Genomic DNA, 15,751 nt, shown 5'->3' on the forward strand with positions numbered 1-15,751 from the left:
CGAACATGAAAGTCCTGATCGTCGAAGACGAACCGAAAGTCGTCGAATACCTGAAGAGCGGCCTGACCGAGGAAGGCTGGGTCGTCGATACCGCGCTCGACGGCGAGGACGGCGCGTGGAAGGCCGTCGAATTCGACTACGACGTGGTCGTGCTCGACGTGATGCTGCCGAAGCTCGACGGCTTCGGCGTGCTGCGTGCGTTGCGCGCGCAGAAGCAGACGCCCGTCATCATGCTGACCGCGCGCGACCGCGTCGACGACCGCGTGCGGGGCTTGCGCGGCGGCGCCGACGACTACCTGACCAAGCCGTTCTCGTTCCTCGAGCTGATCGAACGGCTGCGCGCGCTGACGCGCCGCGCGCGCGTGCAGGAATCGACGCTGATCTCGATCGGCGACCTGCGGGTCGACCTGATCGGCCGCCGCGCGACCCGCGACGGCACGCGGCTCGACCTGACCGCGCAGGAATTCCAGCTGCTCGGCGTGCTCGCGCGGCGCAGCGGCGAGGTGCTGTCGAAGACGACCATCGCCGAACTCGTGTGGGACGTGAACTTCGACAGCAACGCGAACGTCGTCGAGACGGCGATCAAGCGCCTGCGCGCGAAGCTCGACGGGCCGTTCGCGGACAAGCTGCTGCATACGATCCGCGGCATGGGCTACGTGCTCGAGGCGCGCGAGGACGGCGATACCGAGAGGCCGGCATGAAACGCTCGATCGTCCTGCGGCTGTCGGCGATGTTCGGCATCGTGTCGCTGCTCGTGTTCACGCTGGTGGGCTGCGGGCTGTTCGTGATGATGGAGCGCCAGCTGTTCGCCGAGCTGCGCGCGACGCTCGATACGCGCACCAAGGTCGCCGAGATGATCGTGTCGCACGCGCTCACGTCCGAACGCGGGCGCCTCATGCAGGAAAAGCTCGCCGATCTCGAACCGCCCGACGGCTCGACGCGCTACCAGGTCGACAGCACGAATCCGGATTTCCGGTTCGGCAAGCCCGTCGACGGCGTGCCCGTCGGCGCGCCGTTCGGCGCATTCCAGCGCTACGCGCTGAACGACAGCAGCTACGACGTGATGACCAAGACCGTCACGGTGGCCGGCAACGGCGAGCGGCCGACACTGAGGCTGATCGTCGCCAGCTCGTGCGAGCGCACGCAGCGGATGCTGCGCCGCTTCGGCTGGACGCTCGCCGGGCTGATCGCGATCGCGACGATCATCACGCTGCTGCTGAGCCGCGCGGTGGCCCGCTTCGGGCTCGCGCCGCTCGACCGGCTGTCGCAGGATGCATCGGCCATCAGCCTCGCGAACCGCCGCCAGCGGCTGCACACCGACGCGCTGCCGGCCGAGCTGCGCGACCTCGCCACGTCGTTCAACGGCGCGCTCGATCGCATCCAGCAGACCTACGCGCGGCTCGAGGCGTTCAATGCGGACGTCGCGCACGAACTGCGCACGCCGATCAGCATCCTGATCGGCCAGACCCAGGTCGCGCTGACCAGCCGCGACCGCACCGTCGAGCGGATGCGGCAGACGCTGCAGTCGAACCTCGAGGAATTCGAGCGGCTGCGCGTGATCATCAACGACATGCTGTTCCTGTCGCGCAGCGACCGCGGCGAACGGGCAACCGACCTGAAGGACGTGTCGCTCGCCGACGAGGTGCGGCGCATGCTCGATTTCCTCGAGATCCCGCTCGACGAGGCGCAGCTGTGCGCCGAACTGCACGGCGATGCACGCGCGGCCGTCGATCCGTCGCTGTTCCGCCGCGCGATGACGAACCTGCTGATCAACGCGATCCAGCATTCCGCTCCCGGCGCGACGTTGCACGTGACGATCACGCGCCGCGACACGCTCGTCGAGATGGCCGTGTCGAACCCCGGCGAGCCGATCGATCCGGTGCAGCGCTCGCACGTGTTCGAACGCTTCTACCGGCTCGAGGAAGCCCGCGCGAACAGCAAGGAGAACCACGGGCTCGGGCTGTCGATCGTCAAGGCCGTCGCCGAGATGCACGGCGGCGGCGTGTTCGTCGCGTGCGCGGGCGGCGTCAATACGTTCGGCTTCTCGGTATCGACGGAACCCTGCGCGGGCGGACCGCTGCGCGCGGGTGACGCAACCGATGCCACCGGCGCGGCCGATTCGACCGACGCCGCCGCTTCGCGGCCGACGCACGCGCCACGCGCGCTGCACTGACGGCCGCCGCGCCTGTCGACGTCCGGCCGCCTACGATCGGCGCCGGCGGGCCCCGAACGCGGCCCGCGATGCATTACGCGCGCGGCTTGCCGCCCTGCTCGCGCCACGCCCGCGGCGACATCGCGAACCGCTCGCGAAACACCCGGCTGAAATGCGACATGTCGTTGAAGCCCCAGCGCAACGCGACGTCGGACACGCGCAGCGCCGCGCACTGCGGATTCGCGAGATCCTGCGCGCACCGTTCGAGCCGCAGGTTCCATACGTAACGCATCAGCGACGTCTCCTCGGCCTCGAACAGCTTGTTGATGTACCGCGACGAAATCCCGATCGACTGCTCGATCAGCATCGGATTCAGCTCCGGATCGTGCAGGTGCTCGAGCACATGCCGCTTCACGCGCGTCAGCGTCAACGCCTTCATCCTCGATTGCGCGAGGTCGTTGCGCTGGATGCCCCCCAGCGTCATCGCGATCAGCGAGATAGCGGTATCCGACAACTGCCGCATCTCGTCCTCGGTCACGCTGCGGATCTGCGACGACATCTGCTCGAGAAACGCACGCATGACGCTGCCGACGCCCTCGCCGGTTTGCGTCGGGCACGCCGTGCGGTGCTCCATCCCGACGACGAGCTGGTTCAGCGTCGCGCGGGGAATGCTGACGACGATCTCGCGCCACGACTGGCCGAACTGCAGGTGGTGCGGCCGTGTCGCGTCGTAGATCGCGAAATCCCCCGGATGCAGCGTGACGATCTTGCCGTCCTGCTCGACCGATTGGCTGCCCTCGAGCATCAAGACCCCGAAATACTTGTCCTCGTACTCGCTGCGCGCCTGGCGATAACGCCTGATCACGGCCTGCTCGCTCGCGTGGATTTCCGAGATGCGCATCTTCTCGCACTTGCGCTGCCGCACCTGGCCGAAGAAATCGGCTTTTTGCACGGCCGCGATCTGCACGTCCGCGAACAGGCGCAGAATCGTCTCGCGCCAGAACTCGATACGCTGGCTGACCGAGCCGTCGGTCGCCACCTCGATGGCCGTATTCGCCTGTTCGTCCAGCGGGCTGCCGGACGCCGGACCGGTCGCGTCGCCGCTTGCGGCGCGCGGGAGAGGACGCATCGTCATGGTCGTGCCCCACATGGATTAGCAAACACGCAGTCGACAGCGTGCCCGTTCAAAAGCGCATTGTCCAATCGATGACCGCGTACGCCGCATGGCCGGTCGAACCGGCACGCGGCGCAGCGGCGGCATGCTACCGCTCCGGACATGTCATGCGCACATCGTCTGACGCCAGTCGGACGACTGTTCATACGCATACGCAACGCGGTAGAGCGTCGCCTCGTCGAAACGGCGCCCGACCAGTTGCAGCCCGATCGGCAGATCGTCGGCTACCCCGCACGGCAGCGACATTGCCGGATGCCCGGACACGTCGAACGGCGCGGTATTCGCGAGCATCTCGAACGCCCGCGTCAGCGACTCGGACATCGCGCAACCGGGCTCCGGCAGCTTCGACGCGCGCATCGGTACGGTCGGCATCACCAATACGTCATACGATTGCAGCGCCGCGTCGTAAGCCGATCGCAAGCGCCGTGCGAGGTTCTGGCACTTCGCGTAGTAACGCCCGCGATACCGGCTCGTGAAGTATTCGCCCAGCAGCATCGTCACCTTCACGGTATCCGGCAACTCGTCGGCGCGCTCGCGCCAGCCCGCATGATGATCGATCATGCCGGTCACGTACAGGCCGCCCCAGTTGAAACCGTGGCTGTTGCCCTTCATCATCTGCTGCGTCGCCCCCTCGGCCGCGATCGGCAGCCAAATCGCGGTGCCGGCCGCATGCAGCGGCACCGACACTTCTTCGACGCGCGCGCCCAGCTTGCGCAACCGCTGCGTGGCGGCCAGCACGGCCTCGTCGACCACTTTCTCCGAATTGGCGAGCCCGAACGCCTCGCGCAGGATGCCGATCCGCAATCCCGCGATGCCGTCGCGGATCGCGCCGAGATAATCGGCGCGCGGCGGCAGCGCCCGCTGGCGCGGATCGAGCCCGTCGTCACCCGCGATCACCTCGAGCAGCAGCGCGTTGTCGAGCACGTTGCCCGTCATCGGCCCCAGGTGATCGACGGTCGCCTCGATCGGCATCGCGCCGGTGTACGGCACGAGCCCGTGCGTCGGCTTCATCCCGTAGATGCCGCAATAGGCGGACGGGATCCGCACCGAGCCGCCCTGGTCGCCGCCGAGCGCCATGTCGACCTCGCCGCTCGCAACGAGCGCGCCGCTGCCCGACGACGAGCCGCCGGACGAATGCCCTGCCTTGCGCGGATTGTGCACCGGCCCCGACGCGCTCGTGTGCGAGCCGCCGGAAAAACAGTAGTACTCGCAGGTCGACTTGCCGGCGATCGTGCCGCCGGCGTCGAGCACCCGCGTGACGACGGTCGCATCGACGTCGGGCACGTAGCCCTCGAACGTGCTCGCGCCGTTGCGCATCGGCACACCGGCCACGCAGATGTTGTCTTTCACGGCCACCGTCTTGCCGCGCAGCTTGCCGTCGGCGGCGCCGTGGATCGTGCTCTTTTGCGCCCACGCGCCGTAACGGTTCTCGTCGCCTTCCGGGCGGTAGCCGGGCGTGCGCGGGTACGCGACGACGGGCAGATAGTCGGGCAGCGCGTCGATGGCGTCGTACGCATCGAAGTTCGCCTGCAGCACATCGTCGTAGTCGGCGAGTTGGCGGGAATCGACGTGAAAGCCGAAACCGGCTGCAATGTCGGACAGTTGTTCGCGAGTCGGGCGTTTGATGGCCATCGACGTTCTCCAGTTCGGTAAGCGGCGCCGCCGGCCCCGGCGGCGCCGGCGGGATTCAGCGGGCGACGTTCAGCGGGCGACGGCGTCGCGCATCATCCCGGTGCGCGGATGGCAGTTCACGTATTCGTAGACCTGATGCTTCGCATCGAACACGGAAACCTCGTGATACAGCCGCAGTTTCGACAGCCCGGTCACGACACGGAAGAACGTGACGAAGATCCGCAGGTGCGTCGGATGGGATTCGGCCCAGCGCTCGAGGCGGTCGAGCGAACGCCAGTGGCCGATGTTGTAGCTCTCGTCGAGCACGTTGCCGTCGAGATCGATCGAGCGCACGTAGCGATTGCTGTAGCAGCCGACCTCCGCGCCGTTGTCGCGCAGGAATTCCATCCCGCTGCGCAGCGTCGGCTCGATCTCCTCGAGATACAGCCGGCGCTCGTCGTGTTCGGCCGCGCGCCAGTCCTGGCCGGAGCGAATCAGCGCGATGTTGTCGTGGGCCAGTACGACCACGCGGCCGCCGCGGGCCGGATCGCCCTCGACGATGCGCAACTCGCCGTCCGCGCGCATCCAGTCCGTCTGCGAGATCGGGAACCGGTCGCGCATCGATCCCCAGTAGCCGTGTTCCTCGATCTCGCCGCTGACGCCGTCCATGATCGCGCCGACGCCGGGGAAATCGCTGGTAAATGCGTAGAGCGTCTCGAACTGCTCGGCGCGCGGCGCGACGATTTCCCGGAAGTAGCCGATGCCGTCCGCGAGGCGTGCGTCGGACGCCCACCACTCGACGACTGCCGGCGACGCGATCCAGCGCGCATACGCGGCCGGATCGCGCCAGTAGCCGACGACGATCAGGTTGTCGTAACCCTGGTCGTCGGTGTGTTGCGTCAGATCGAAGTTGTTCGGGCCGTCCTGCGCACCGAAATCGGCGACGATCCGGCGCAACGCGGCCAGCGCCGCCGCGCGCTTGTCGGCGCCGCTGTATTGCACGCCGAAATAGCCCATCACGACCTGGCTCAGGTCTTCGGCGGCCCGGGCGACGTACATCGGGAACGGCGGCTGGTAGTCGTCGGCGACGCGGCGCGACAGCGTCCGCGGGCAGACCAGGTGTTTGTCGATGGCGGATTCCATGCATGACCTCTCTGGAAAGGGAATCGGATGTCGAGGTATCGACGTTGGGGAGACGGCGCGACAGGCACCGGGCGTATCCCGGCGCCCGCGGGTCGTCAGAAGATGTGCGCGTAACGCAGCCCGGCGAGCACACTGTTCTTCGGGCCGTTGCGCACGCTCAGATCGGTGCCGAGCTGGATTTGCACCTGATCGGACTTCGTCACGAATTTCGCCGCGGTGAGCCGCAGCCGCGTCGTGCGAAGCGCGTCGTTGTTGTCCGCGCCGTCGACGCTCGTTTCACCGCCCCAGAGCTGCGTGATGCCGATCCCGAGCGACGTGCCCGGATCGGGCATGTAACGCACCATCGCCTGCGCGCTGTAGCTCATCCGCTGATGCAGCGTCGCGCCGCTCGCGCCGTACGACGTGTTGTTGCCGTACCAGATCGCGTCGCCGACGAGATCGAGTGCCCACTGCGGCGAAAAGTGCTTGACGTAGGCCGCCTGGAAATCGAGCGACCAGCGGTTGGCGCCGAGATTGAGACCGCGGTTCTGGTCGTAGCTCCCGGTCGGCGCGTAGACGTAGACCGTCGCGGCGACGACGTCCTTCGCTTCGTTCAGGCGGAATTTCAACGGCGCGGTCAGGATCACGTCGCCGACACCGTTCGTACTGCCAAGCGCGCCGGCGTTGCCGAAGCTGCTGATGTGACCGAACGGCAGCAACACCTGCGGATCGATCGTGAGCCTGTCGGTGAGCTGGAACACATGCAGCAGGCGGGCGATGCCGACATTCGACTGCAGGTCGAAATCCGACGTCCGGTGGCCGTTCGCGTAGTAGGCGTTCGTCGCGGAGTAGTTGTAGTACAGCACGCCGATCGTCGCGCCGGCCGGATACTGCTCGTAATCGCCGGGATCGACCTCGACCGCGCCCGCGTAATGCGAGGCGACGACCATCAGCGACAAGCCGATCGCGCGCGCGATTCGCTTCAGTTTGATTCTGTTGACGTTGTCCATCATGCTCCTCACCTGGATGCGCAGGCACCGCCACGTCCGACGCATGACGAACGGGAACCGTCGCCGGACGATGGAATCGCGGGGTGCTGGCTGACTGTTGTTCCGCCGGTCCATCGGGGATGCCGGCGATTCGCGACATCGAACGGCCGTCGCTTGAGGATGAGAATAGGAAGGCAAAATCCGCAGTTCTGTTTTCCGGCGGAACAAGAAATTGGCTGTGGCGGACCTGCGCTTCCGATGTCATGCAGCGGTCGCAAAACGTGCGCCGGCTGCCGCTGTTTTCGTGCCGGGCGCCGCGCCAATTGCCGCCCGTCGCGGTGCCTCCGTGGCGCGTCGGCTCCATGCCGCGCCACGGGGCCGTCTCAGCACAGTTTCCGATCCGTGCCGGCAAAGAACCGCGCTTTTTCTCTTCTTACCCTGCTCGTCGAGCGTGACCGACACCACGCATCCACGCCCCGCCACGGCAATACCAACGCGATGGCGGCGGTCAACCCGAACCACGACAAGGAACCCCACGATGAGCGCGACCCCTTCCGCGGAAACAGCCTCGACGCCCGGCGAACGTGCCTGGGCGCTGTTTCGCGTGATGAAAGAGAAGAACCTGATCCCCGACGGCTATATCGAAGGCCTGACCGAGCTGATGTCCACGACCTGGGATCCGGCCAACGGCGCGCGCATCGTCGCGCGTGCGTGGGTCGACCCGGCGTTTCGCGAACTGCTGCTGAAGGACGGCACGGCTGCGTGCGCGCAGTTCGGCTACACCGGCCCGCAGGGCGAGTACATCGTCGCGCTCGAAGACACGCCCACGCTGAAGAACGTGATCGTCTGCAGCCTGTGCTCATGCACGAACTGGCCGGTGCTCGGGCTGCCGCCCGAGTGGTACAAGGGCTTCGAATATCGTGCGCGGCTCGTCCGCGAGGGCCGCACGGTGCTGCGCGAGCTCGGCACCGACCTGCCCGACGACGTCGTCGTGAAGGTCTGGGATACGACCGCCGAAAGCCGCTATCTCGTGCTGCCCGTGCGGCCGGCCGGCAGCGAGCACATGACTGAGGAGCAACTGCGCACGCTCGTCACGAAGGACGTGCTGATCGGCGTGGCACTGCCGCGCGCGCGCTGACTCCCACCCCGTTTCGCTCTCGACCTTCATCTCGGAGATCACATATGGACGGCTTTCACGACCTCGGCGGATTCCAGGGTTTCGGCCCGGTGCCGCATACGATCAACAGTCTCGGCTACAAGCCGGTCTTCAAGGAAGACTGGGAACATCTCGCGTACAGCCTGATGTTCGTGGGCGTGGACCAACTGAAAAAATTCAGCGTCGACGAGGTACGTCACGCGGTCGAACGCATCGACGTACGCCAGCATGTCGGCACGCGCTACTACGAGCGCTACGTGATCGCGACGGCGACATTGCTCGTCGAAACCGGCGTGCTCGCGCAGGATGAACTCGACCGCGCGCTCGGTTCGCATTTCCGGCTCGCGAACCCGCCGACATCCGGCGGCCGGGCGGCACCGCTCGACTCGACGCGGTTCGAGGTCGGCGAGCGTGTCGTCGTTCGCGACCAATACGTCAGCGGGCACATCCGTGCGCCGGGCTACGTTCGCGGCAAGGAAGGTGTCGTGCTGCACCGGACGACCGAATCGTGGCCCTTCCCTGACGCGATCGGCCACGGCGACACCGGCGCCGCGCATCAGCCGACCTACCACGTCGAGTTCCGCGTGAAGGATCTGTGGGGCGACGCCGCCGACGACGGCTACGTCGTGGTCGACCTGTTCGAAGGCTACCTGGATCGCGCGTCCAGGCAGAGCGCATGACGACGCCGGGGGAGCAACGCGCGCCGGCCGCCCCTGGCCCGAGGATTCCGGTCACCGTGCTGTCCGGCTTCCTCGGCGCCGGGAAGACGACGCTGCTGAACCACATCCTGCGCAATCGCGCGGGACTGAAGGTCGCCGTGATCGTCAACGACATGAGCGAAGTGAACATCGACGCCGACGATGTGCGGCGCAACGTCGAGCTGCATCGAGGCGAGGACGAACTGGTCGAGATGAGCAACGGCTGCATCTGCTGCACGCTGCGCGCCGATCTGCTGGAGCAGATCAGCACGCTCGCGCGGCAGCGTCGTTTCGATTATCTGCTGATCGAATCGACCGGCATCTCGGAGCCGATGCCGGTCGCGGAGACGTTTGCGTTTCTCGATCGGGACGGTTTCAGCCTGAGCGAGCTGGCACGGCTGGACACGCTCGTCACGGTCGTCGACGGCGAGACGTTCGAGGACATGATCGCGTCGGCCGAACCGGTCGCGCACGACGCGGCACTCGCGAACGACGGCGATTCCGGTCCGCCACGCAAGCTGTCGGACCTGCTGCTCGAGCAAGTCGAATACGCGAACGTGATCCTCGTGAGCCGTCTCGACCGGATCGGCCACGCAGGTTTCAACCGGCTGCGCGCGATGCTTGCGTCGCTGAATCCCTCCGCGCGAATCCTGCCGATGCAGCACGGCAAGGTTGATCCGTCGGACGTGCTGGATACCCGGCGCTTCGATCTGCCCACACTCGTCGAATCGCCGGGATGGATGCAGCGCATGCAGGCCGACGAACGACCGTCGGAATCGGATGCATACGGGATCGCGTCGTGGACCTATCGCGAACGTGCGCCGTTTCATCCGGCGCGCCTGCTCGCATGGCTGCGTCGTCCGTGGGACAACGGCCGGCTGCTGCGCTGCAAGGGCTATGTCTGGGCTGCGCACCGGTATGCCGACATCGCGATGCTGGTGCAGACGGGCGGCGCGTTCCAGTGGGGTTACGTCGGGCGATGGTGGCGATTCATCCCGCAGTCGGACTGGCCGCACGACGACTATCGCCGCGATGGCGTGCTGAAAAAATGGGAGGAGCCCGCAGGGGATTGTCGGCAGGAAATCGTGTTCATCGGGCAGTCGGTTGATCACGACCGCTTGCGTCGCGAACTCGATGCGTGCCTGCTGACGGTCGAGGAAATCGACGCGGGCCCGGAGTCGTGGCATCGGCTTCCGGAAGGCGACGCGTTCGACGCGCTCGCGGCGGCCGCTCATCCGTGACGTGAGACTCGATGCCTTCGGTTGCAACGCCTGCGTCCAACGACTTTCGAGCACCGTTGAGCGCTGTGCCCGGTTCGGCGTTGCCTGAATCCAGACAGCGCCGCCGAGGGCAGTTTTCTTCAATACCGGCACGCGCGGCTTCGTTAGTCTCGATGCGACTTTGACATTCGCATGGAGGCAATCAATGAGCATGCTGGTTTCGATGGCCGCGTTCGCGCTGGCGTCGTCGATCACACCCGGTCCCGTCAACATCGTCGCGCTCAGCGCGGGCGCGCGCCACGGTCTCGGCGCAAGCCTGCGGTATGCGGCCGGCGCGACGCTCGGCTTCGTCGCGCTGTTCCTGCTGATCGGCCTCGGGCTGCACGCGGCGCTCGCGCGCTGGCCGATGCTGACGACGGCCACGCAATGGTCGGGGATCGCGTTCCTGCTCTACCTGGCGCTGCGGCTCGCGCTCGACGATGGCCGGCTGTCGGCCGACCCGGACGTGGCCGGCCCGTCGGCGGCGTCCGGCGCCGCGATGCAGTGGCTCAATCCGAAGGCATGGCTCGCGTGCGTGGCCGCGATGGGCGCGTATGCGGCCGACGGCGACCGCGCGCAGGTCTGGCAGTTCGCCGCGCTGTATCTCGTGATCTGTTTCGCGTCGATCGCGTGCTGGGGGTATGCCGGCGCATCGCTGCGGCACCGGCTCGCGAACGCGCGGAGGATGCGCGTGTTCAACCGGCTGATGGCGCTGCTGCTCGCGGGCAGCGCACTCTTTCTGCTCGACACGTAGGGCGCGCCCCGCCCGGCTCGCCGCTCAACGCGTCGCTCAGCTCGCCGCTTAGCTCGTCGCGCTGCGGTACTGGCCGGGCGTCGCGGCCGCGATCCGCCGGAACGCGCGCTGGAAATGGGCCTGGTCGGCAAAGCCCGCGTCGAGTGCAACGTCGGCGATCGGCCGGCCGCGGCGCAGCTCCGTGCGGCCGTACTGCACGCGGCGGTCGATCAGGAACGCATGCGGCGTCATGCCGTAGCGCGCGTTGAACGCGCGGATCAGGTACGACGGCGACAAATCGGCGGCCGCGCAGATCTCATCGAGCGTGACGCCCTCGCGGCAATGCGCGGCGATGTAATCGGCCGCGCGCGCGAGCTTGGCGTTGTCGTCCCCGGCGCGCGGGCCAGGCAATTCGCGGTCGAGCGCGCCGTGCAGCGCCGTGAAGAATTCGACCGCAGCGCTCTCCTTGCCGAGCGGATCGACCGAAGGCGACACGAGCGTGCGATAGAAACCGCCAAATTGCGCGAACAGGTCGTGCCGTTGGGTCAACTTCGGCGAAAAGCCGTGAAAATCGCCATTCGGATCGCGGCCCAGCGAATGCTGCAGCCGCGCGAGCCACGGCACGTCGACATAGACCATCCGGTACGCCCACGCGTCGGGGCCGTACGGATTGCACGCATGCACCTGTTCCGGATCGATGATCACCAGCACGCCGCGCCCGACTTGCTCGTGCGTCGCGCCGTTCACGTACGTGCTCGTGCCGCCGACGATCGCGCCCACCGAAAACGTGTCGTGCGTGTGCTTCGCATAGCAGATCGCGCGGCCGTCGTCGACGGTGCGCGCTTCGATGAACGGCAGCGCGGCATCGCGCCAGAACGGCGACGGATCGATGGATCGGTTGGCGGTACGGCTCACGCGGCGGGCTCCCGGTTCGGACGGCGAACGCTCACCGTACAAGACTGTGCGGCGCCGCGCAACCGGATCCATCCACTTCGACGCGGGATCTCGCCGTTTCGCCTAAGCTTTGTGTTCCGGCCGCCGCGGCGCACGCGGCGGTTTTCGTTCACTCCTCTCCCGTCACGCTCATGCACATCGATCTGAAAGGCAAGACCGCGCTCGTCACCGCTTCCACCGCCGGCATCGGGCTCGCGATCGCCGAAGGGCTCGCACGCGCCGGTGCGCGCGTCGTCGTCAACGGCCGCAGCGACGCGTCGGTGCAGTCCGCGCTCGCGCACCTGCGCGCGGCAGTGCCCGGCGCAAGCCTCGAGGGCGTCGCCGCCGACCTGTCCGACGCGGCCGGCGTCGCGCGCATCACGCAGCACACACCGGAGGCCGACATCCTCGTCAACAATGCGGGCATCTACGGCCTGAAGGCGTTCTTCGAGATCGACGACGCCGAGTGGGAACATTACTTCCAGATGAACGTGATGTCCGGCGTGCGGCTCGCACGGCATTACCTGAAGGGGATGATCGAACGCAATGCCGGGCGCGTCGTGTTCATTTCGTCGGAATCGGGCTTGAACATCCCGGTCGACATGATTCATTACGGATTCACGAAAACCGCGCAGTTGTCGATCGCACGCGGCCTCGCGAAGCTCGCGGCCGGCACCAGCGTGACCGTCAACTCGGTGCTGCCGGGGCCGACGATGTCGGACGGCGTGCGCGCGATGCTGAAGGAAACGGCCGACGCATCCGGCCGCAGCGTCGACGACGTGGCCGTGGAGTTCGTGCGCAGCCATCGTTCGAGCTCGATCATCCAGCGGCCGGCAACGCCCGAGGAAGTCGCGAACCTGGTGGTCTACGTGTGCTCGCCGCAGGCTTCGGCGACAACCGGCGCCGCGCTGCGTGTCGATGGCGGGGTGGTCGATACGATCGCGTAACGGCCGGCGCCCGCGGGCCGCCGCGCACTAGCGCGAAGCGGCCTTGCCCGACTGGAGCGTGCCCTTGCGGTCGGCGTTCATGCACGAATCGAAGCCGTGTTGCGTAACGATGCCGGCCCTGTCGAACACGACGAAATATTCGCGGTGATCGTTGCCGTGCTCGATGAAGTAGTTGTAGCAGACGCCGCTGCCGTTGCGGACCATCCACACGCTGCGCGGGTTGCCGGCCGCGCGGACGACATCGGCGCGCGTCGCGCCGTGCCGCGACGCGGCCCGCGCGAGCGGCGTGCGTGAATACGAAAATGGCAGCCACGAGTCGAACCACGCGCAGCCGTGCAACATCAGGCAGCTGGCGGCCAGGGACAGCGTCGCTGCGGGACGGGCCATCGAAATCAATCGCATGCTTGAGGAAATCTGCTGCGCCGCGCCGGCGCGATCGAAAGCCCCATGCTACTCGACCTTTGGGTCCGGATCGAAAAGAAATGTAGAGATCTTTATACGAATCCCTGCATGGTCATGCCCGCGCGCCAGCCGGTCGTTGCGGCCCGAGCATGCTTGTACATGCATCGAACCCGCCGCGCCGACGCGTCAAATCGGCACAACGTCGCGCATCGTCACGCGATCCACTCGGCCCACAGCATCGTCAGCACCGTCATCAGCGCGGGGCCGACGAACAGCCCGATCAGGCCGAACGTCTCGGCACCGCCGAGGATGCCGAACAGCACGAGCAGGAACGGCAGCCGCGTGGAGCCGCCGATCAGCACCGGCCGCACGAAATGCTCGGCGACGAACACGACGACGAAACCGAGCACGGCCACCACGACGGCCCACACCGTCGCACCCTGCACGAACAGCCAGAGCGCCGCGCCGCAGAACACGATCGGCGCGCAGAACGGCAGCATCGCGGCGATCGCCGTGACGAGGCCGAGCAGCGCCGCATGCGGGACGCCGGCCAGCGCATACGCGATGCCGAGCAGCGCACCCTCGCCGAGCCCGACGACGACGAGCCCCGTCACCGTGCCGTACACGGCCTTGACCATCCGGTCGATCAGTTCCGCGCCGTTGTGCCCGAACGCGCGCCGCGCGCCCTGCAGCAATGCGCCCGACAGCTTGTGGCCCGCGCGCAGGATCACGAACAGCGTGACGAGCATGAAGCCGAATTCGAGCAGCACATGCGCGACCTTCGTGCCGAACTGCCGCCCGAACGCGAGGAATTTCTCGCTGTTGACGCTGTGCATCGCGCTGGCCGCATGCAGCGGATGGCCGAGATTGGCCTGCCACCATTCGGTGATCTGCGCCGAGCCGTAAGGCAGCCGGCTGACGACGTCCGGCAACGGAATGCCGCTGTCCTGGACCGACTTCAGCCAGTCGCGCAGGTCGTGCGCCTGCCCGATCGCCTGGATGGTCGCGACCGCGACCGGCAGCACGACGAGCAATGAGATCGCGGCCGTGATGACGGTCGCGATCAGCGTCGGCCGGTCACGGAACAGCCGGTGCGATTCGAAGCATTTGAGCAGCGGCCACATCGCGATGGCGATCACGCAGGCCCATGCGATGGCGGGAATGAAGTCGCGGATGATCCACAGCGCGAGCACCAGCAGCGCCGCATACAGCACGGCGCGGGCAATCTGCTGCGCGCGCGGCCGTGCGGCGGAGTCGTGAGACGACGGGACATGTGCGCCCATGGCACCTCTGTCGAAATGAAAAAATGGCGGTTCGCGCAGGCAACCGGCCTGCATGAACCGCCATTCTATCCATCGGCGCCGGATCGGCGACGCGCAAGATGCGTGCGCCGTGTCGTCAACGCGGCTCAGGCCGCCTTGTCCGCGATCCGGTAGCGCTCGAGCCAGTGCGCGTACGGCGCGGGCAGCGTCCACGACGGACGCTCGACGCCGAGCTGCCTGGCCGCGTAGTACGGCCAGTGCGGATCGGCCAGATGCGCGCGCCCGACCATCACGAGATCGAGCTGCGCTTCCGCCACCACGCGGTTCGCCAGTTGCGGCGTGTCGATCCCCCATGCGGACGACACCGGCAGCCCAGCCTCGCGGCGCACGCGCTCGGCGATCGGCGCGAGGAACGCCGGGCCCCACGGAATCTGCGCGGCGGGCGTCGAGAAACCGACCGACACGCTCAGCATGTCGAGCCCTTCCCGCTTCATCCGCTGCGTGAGCGCGATCGACTCGGCGAGCGTCTCTTCGTCGCGGCCGTCGTATTCGATCACGCCCAGGCGCGCGGTCAGCGGCAGGTGCTCGGGCCAGACCTTGCGCACGGCCGCGAGCGTGTCGACGAGGAAGCGGCCGCGATTCTCGGCCGAGCCGCCATATTCGTCGGTGCGGTGGTTCGAATGCACCGAGAAGAAGCTCTGGCCGAGATAACCGTGCGCAAAGTGCAATTCGAGCCATTCGAAGCCGAGATCGCGCGCACGCTTCGCCGATGCGACGAAATCGGCCTGCACGCGGGCGATGTCGTCGTGCGTCATTTCACGCGGCACTTTCGGGAGGTGCGCGCCGAACGGCACGGCCGACGGGGCGATAGTCTGCCAGCCGCGCGGATCGCCGTCGGCGATATGGTCGTCGCCTTCCCACGGGCGGTTCGCGCTCGCCTTGCGGCCCGCATGCGCGATCTGGATGCCGGGCACTGCACCGGCCGCCTTGATCGCCGCGACCGACGGCGCGAATGCTTCGGCCTGCGCATCGGTCCACAGCCCCGCGCAACCCGGCGTGATGCGCCCTTCCGGCGACACGGCCGTCGCCTCGGCGATCACGAGGCCCGCGCCGCCGCGCGCGATGCCGGCCAGATGCACGTGATGCCAGTCGTTGACGACGCCGTCCTCGGCGACGTACTGGCACATCGGCGGCACCGCGATACGGTTGCGCAGCGTGACATCCTTGAGTTTGAACGGTTCGAACAGGGCAGACATCCACGGCTCCTTTGCTTGGTTCTGCAAAACGACGGGAAACGCGCCGTGCGGTGCGCA

General features: G+C 67.3%; 15 protein-coding genes. 7 read left to right on the top strand and 8 right to left on the bottom strand.

Annotated features, from left to right (window positions below):
* The first annotated feature begins 5 nt into the window (after nt 1-5).
* Nucleotides 6-701 (top strand): heavy metal response regulator transcription factor, encoded by a 696-nt coding sequence (locus VK92_RS01335; protein ID WP_021159240.1) that lies wholly within the window; start codon nt 6-8, stop codon nt 699-701.
* Nucleotides 698-2,173 (top strand): heavy metal sensor histidine kinase, encoded by a 1,476-nt coding sequence (locus VK92_RS01340; protein WP_048023126.1) that lies wholly within the window; start codon nt 698-700, stop codon nt 2,171-2,173. The genes VK92_RS01335 and VK92_RS01340 overlap by 4 nt, the downstream gene beginning before the upstream one ends.
* 73 nt (nt 2,174-2,246) lie before the next feature.
* On the opposite strand, the gene VK92_RS01345 is transcribed toward VK92_RS01340, so the two are convergent.
* The 4 genes from VK92_RS01345 to VK92_RS01360 form a co-directional block, all read right to left on the bottom strand.
* Nucleotides 2,247-3,287 (bottom strand): helix-turn-helix domain-containing protein, encoded by a 1,041-nt coding sequence (locus VK92_RS01345; RefSeq protein WP_048023127.1) that lies wholly within the window; start codon nt 3,285-3,287, stop codon nt 2,247-2,249.
* A 144-nt stretch (nt 3,288-3,431) separates the two neighbouring features.
* A complete protein-coding gene (locus VK92_RS01350; RefSeq protein ID WP_048023128.1) occupies nt 3,432-4,958 on the bottom strand; it encodes an amidase in 1,527 nt (508 codons plus the stop codon).
* A 69-nt stretch (nt 4,959-5,027) separates the two neighbouring features.
* Nucleotides 5,028-6,080: an aliphatic aldoxime dehydratase gene (gene oxdA, locus VK92_RS01355; protein ID WP_048023129.1), complete on the bottom strand. Its 1,053-nt coding sequence runs from the start codon at nt 6,078-6,080 to the stop codon at nt 5,028-5,030.
* A 95-nt stretch (nt 6,081-6,175) separates the two neighbouring features.
* Nucleotides 6,176-7,072 carry a transporter gene (locus tag VK92_RS01360; protein WP_048023131.1) on the bottom strand — a complete coding sequence of 299 codons (897 nt, stop codon included), beginning with the start codon at nt 7,070-7,072 and terminating at the stop codon, nt 6,176-6,178.
* A 514-nt stretch (nt 7,073-7,586) separates the two neighbouring features.
* Between VK92_RS01360 and nthA the strand changes: the two genes are divergently transcribed.
* The 4 genes from nthA to VK92_RS01380 all read left to right on the top strand — a co-directional run bounded on the left by nthA (nt 7,587) and on the right by VK92_RS01380 (nt 10,915).
* On the top strand, nt 7,587-8,186 hold the full coding sequence (gene nthA, locus VK92_RS01365; RefSeq protein WP_048023132.1) for a nitrile hydratase subunit alpha: 600 nt from the start codon (nt 7,587-7,589) through the stop codon (nt 8,184-8,186).
* A gap of 44 nt (nt 8,187-8,230) precedes the next feature.
* The gene (nthB, locus tag VK92_RS01370; RefSeq protein WP_048023134.1) at nt 8,231-8,884 is read left to right on the top strand and encodes a nitrile hydratase subunit beta; all 654 of its coding nucleotides are present in this window, start codon (nt 8,231-8,233) and stop codon (nt 8,882-8,884) included.
* Nucleotides 8,881-10,143, top strand: a complete 1,263-nt coding sequence (locus tag VK92_RS01375; RefSeq protein ID WP_048023135.1) for a GTP-binding protein — start codon at nt 8,881-8,883, stop codon at nt 10,141-10,143. The genes nthB and VK92_RS01375 overlap by 4 nt, the downstream gene beginning before the upstream one ends.
* 184 nt (nt 10,144-10,327) lie before the next feature.
* Complete coding sequence (locus tag VK92_RS01380; protein WP_021159242.1) at nt 10,328-10,915, top strand: LysE family translocator; 588 nt, start codon at nt 10,328-10,330, stop codon at nt 10,913-10,915.
* 48 nt (nt 10,916-10,963) lie between these two features.
* Here VK92_RS01380 and VK92_RS01385 read toward each other — a convergent pair whose 3' ends face one another.
* On the bottom strand, nt 10,964-11,809 hold the full coding sequence (locus VK92_RS01385) for an AraC family transcriptional regulator (RefSeq protein WP_048023137.1): 846 nt from the start codon (nt 11,807-11,809) through the stop codon (nt 10,964-10,966).
* Between the two features lie 170 nt (nt 11,810-11,979).
* On the opposite strand from VK92_RS01385, the gene VK92_RS01390 reads away from it, so the two are divergent.
* On the top strand, nt 11,980-12,774 hold the full coding sequence (locus VK92_RS01390) for an SDR family NAD(P)-dependent oxidoreductase (RefSeq protein ID WP_048023139.1): 795 nt from the start codon (nt 11,980-11,982) through the stop codon (nt 12,772-12,774).
* A gap of 27 nt (nt 12,775-12,801) precedes the next feature.
* Here the strand turns inward: VK92_RS01390 and VK92_RS01395 are convergent, their stop codons facing one another.
* From VK92_RS01395 to VK92_RS01405, 3 genes are all read right to left on the bottom strand, one after another.
* Nucleotides 12,802-13,176 (bottom strand): hypothetical protein, encoded by a 375-nt coding sequence (locus tag VK92_RS01395; RefSeq protein ID WP_042974870.1) that lies wholly within the window; start codon nt 13,174-13,176, stop codon nt 12,802-12,804.
* Between the two features lie 212 nt (nt 13,177-13,388).
* Nucleotides 13,389-14,459 (bottom strand): AI-2E family transporter, encoded by a 1,071-nt coding sequence (locus VK92_RS01400; RefSeq protein ID WP_048023141.1) that lies wholly within the window; start codon nt 14,457-14,459, stop codon nt 13,389-13,391.
* Nucleotides 14,460-14,584: 125 nt separating this feature from the next.
* Nucleotides 14,585-15,694, bottom strand: a complete 1,110-nt coding sequence (locus tag VK92_RS01405; protein ID WP_048023142.1) for an NADH:flavin oxidoreductase/NADH oxidase — start codon at nt 15,692-15,694, stop codon at nt 14,585-14,587.
* Between the last annotated feature and the right edge of the window lie 57 nt (nt 15,695-15,751).

Origin of the sequence: Burkholderia sp. LK4 (assembly GCF_001043615.1) — a bacterium.
GTDB lineage: Bacteria > Pseudomonadota > Gammaproteobacteria > Burkholderiales > Burkholderiaceae > Burkholderia > Burkholderia cepacia.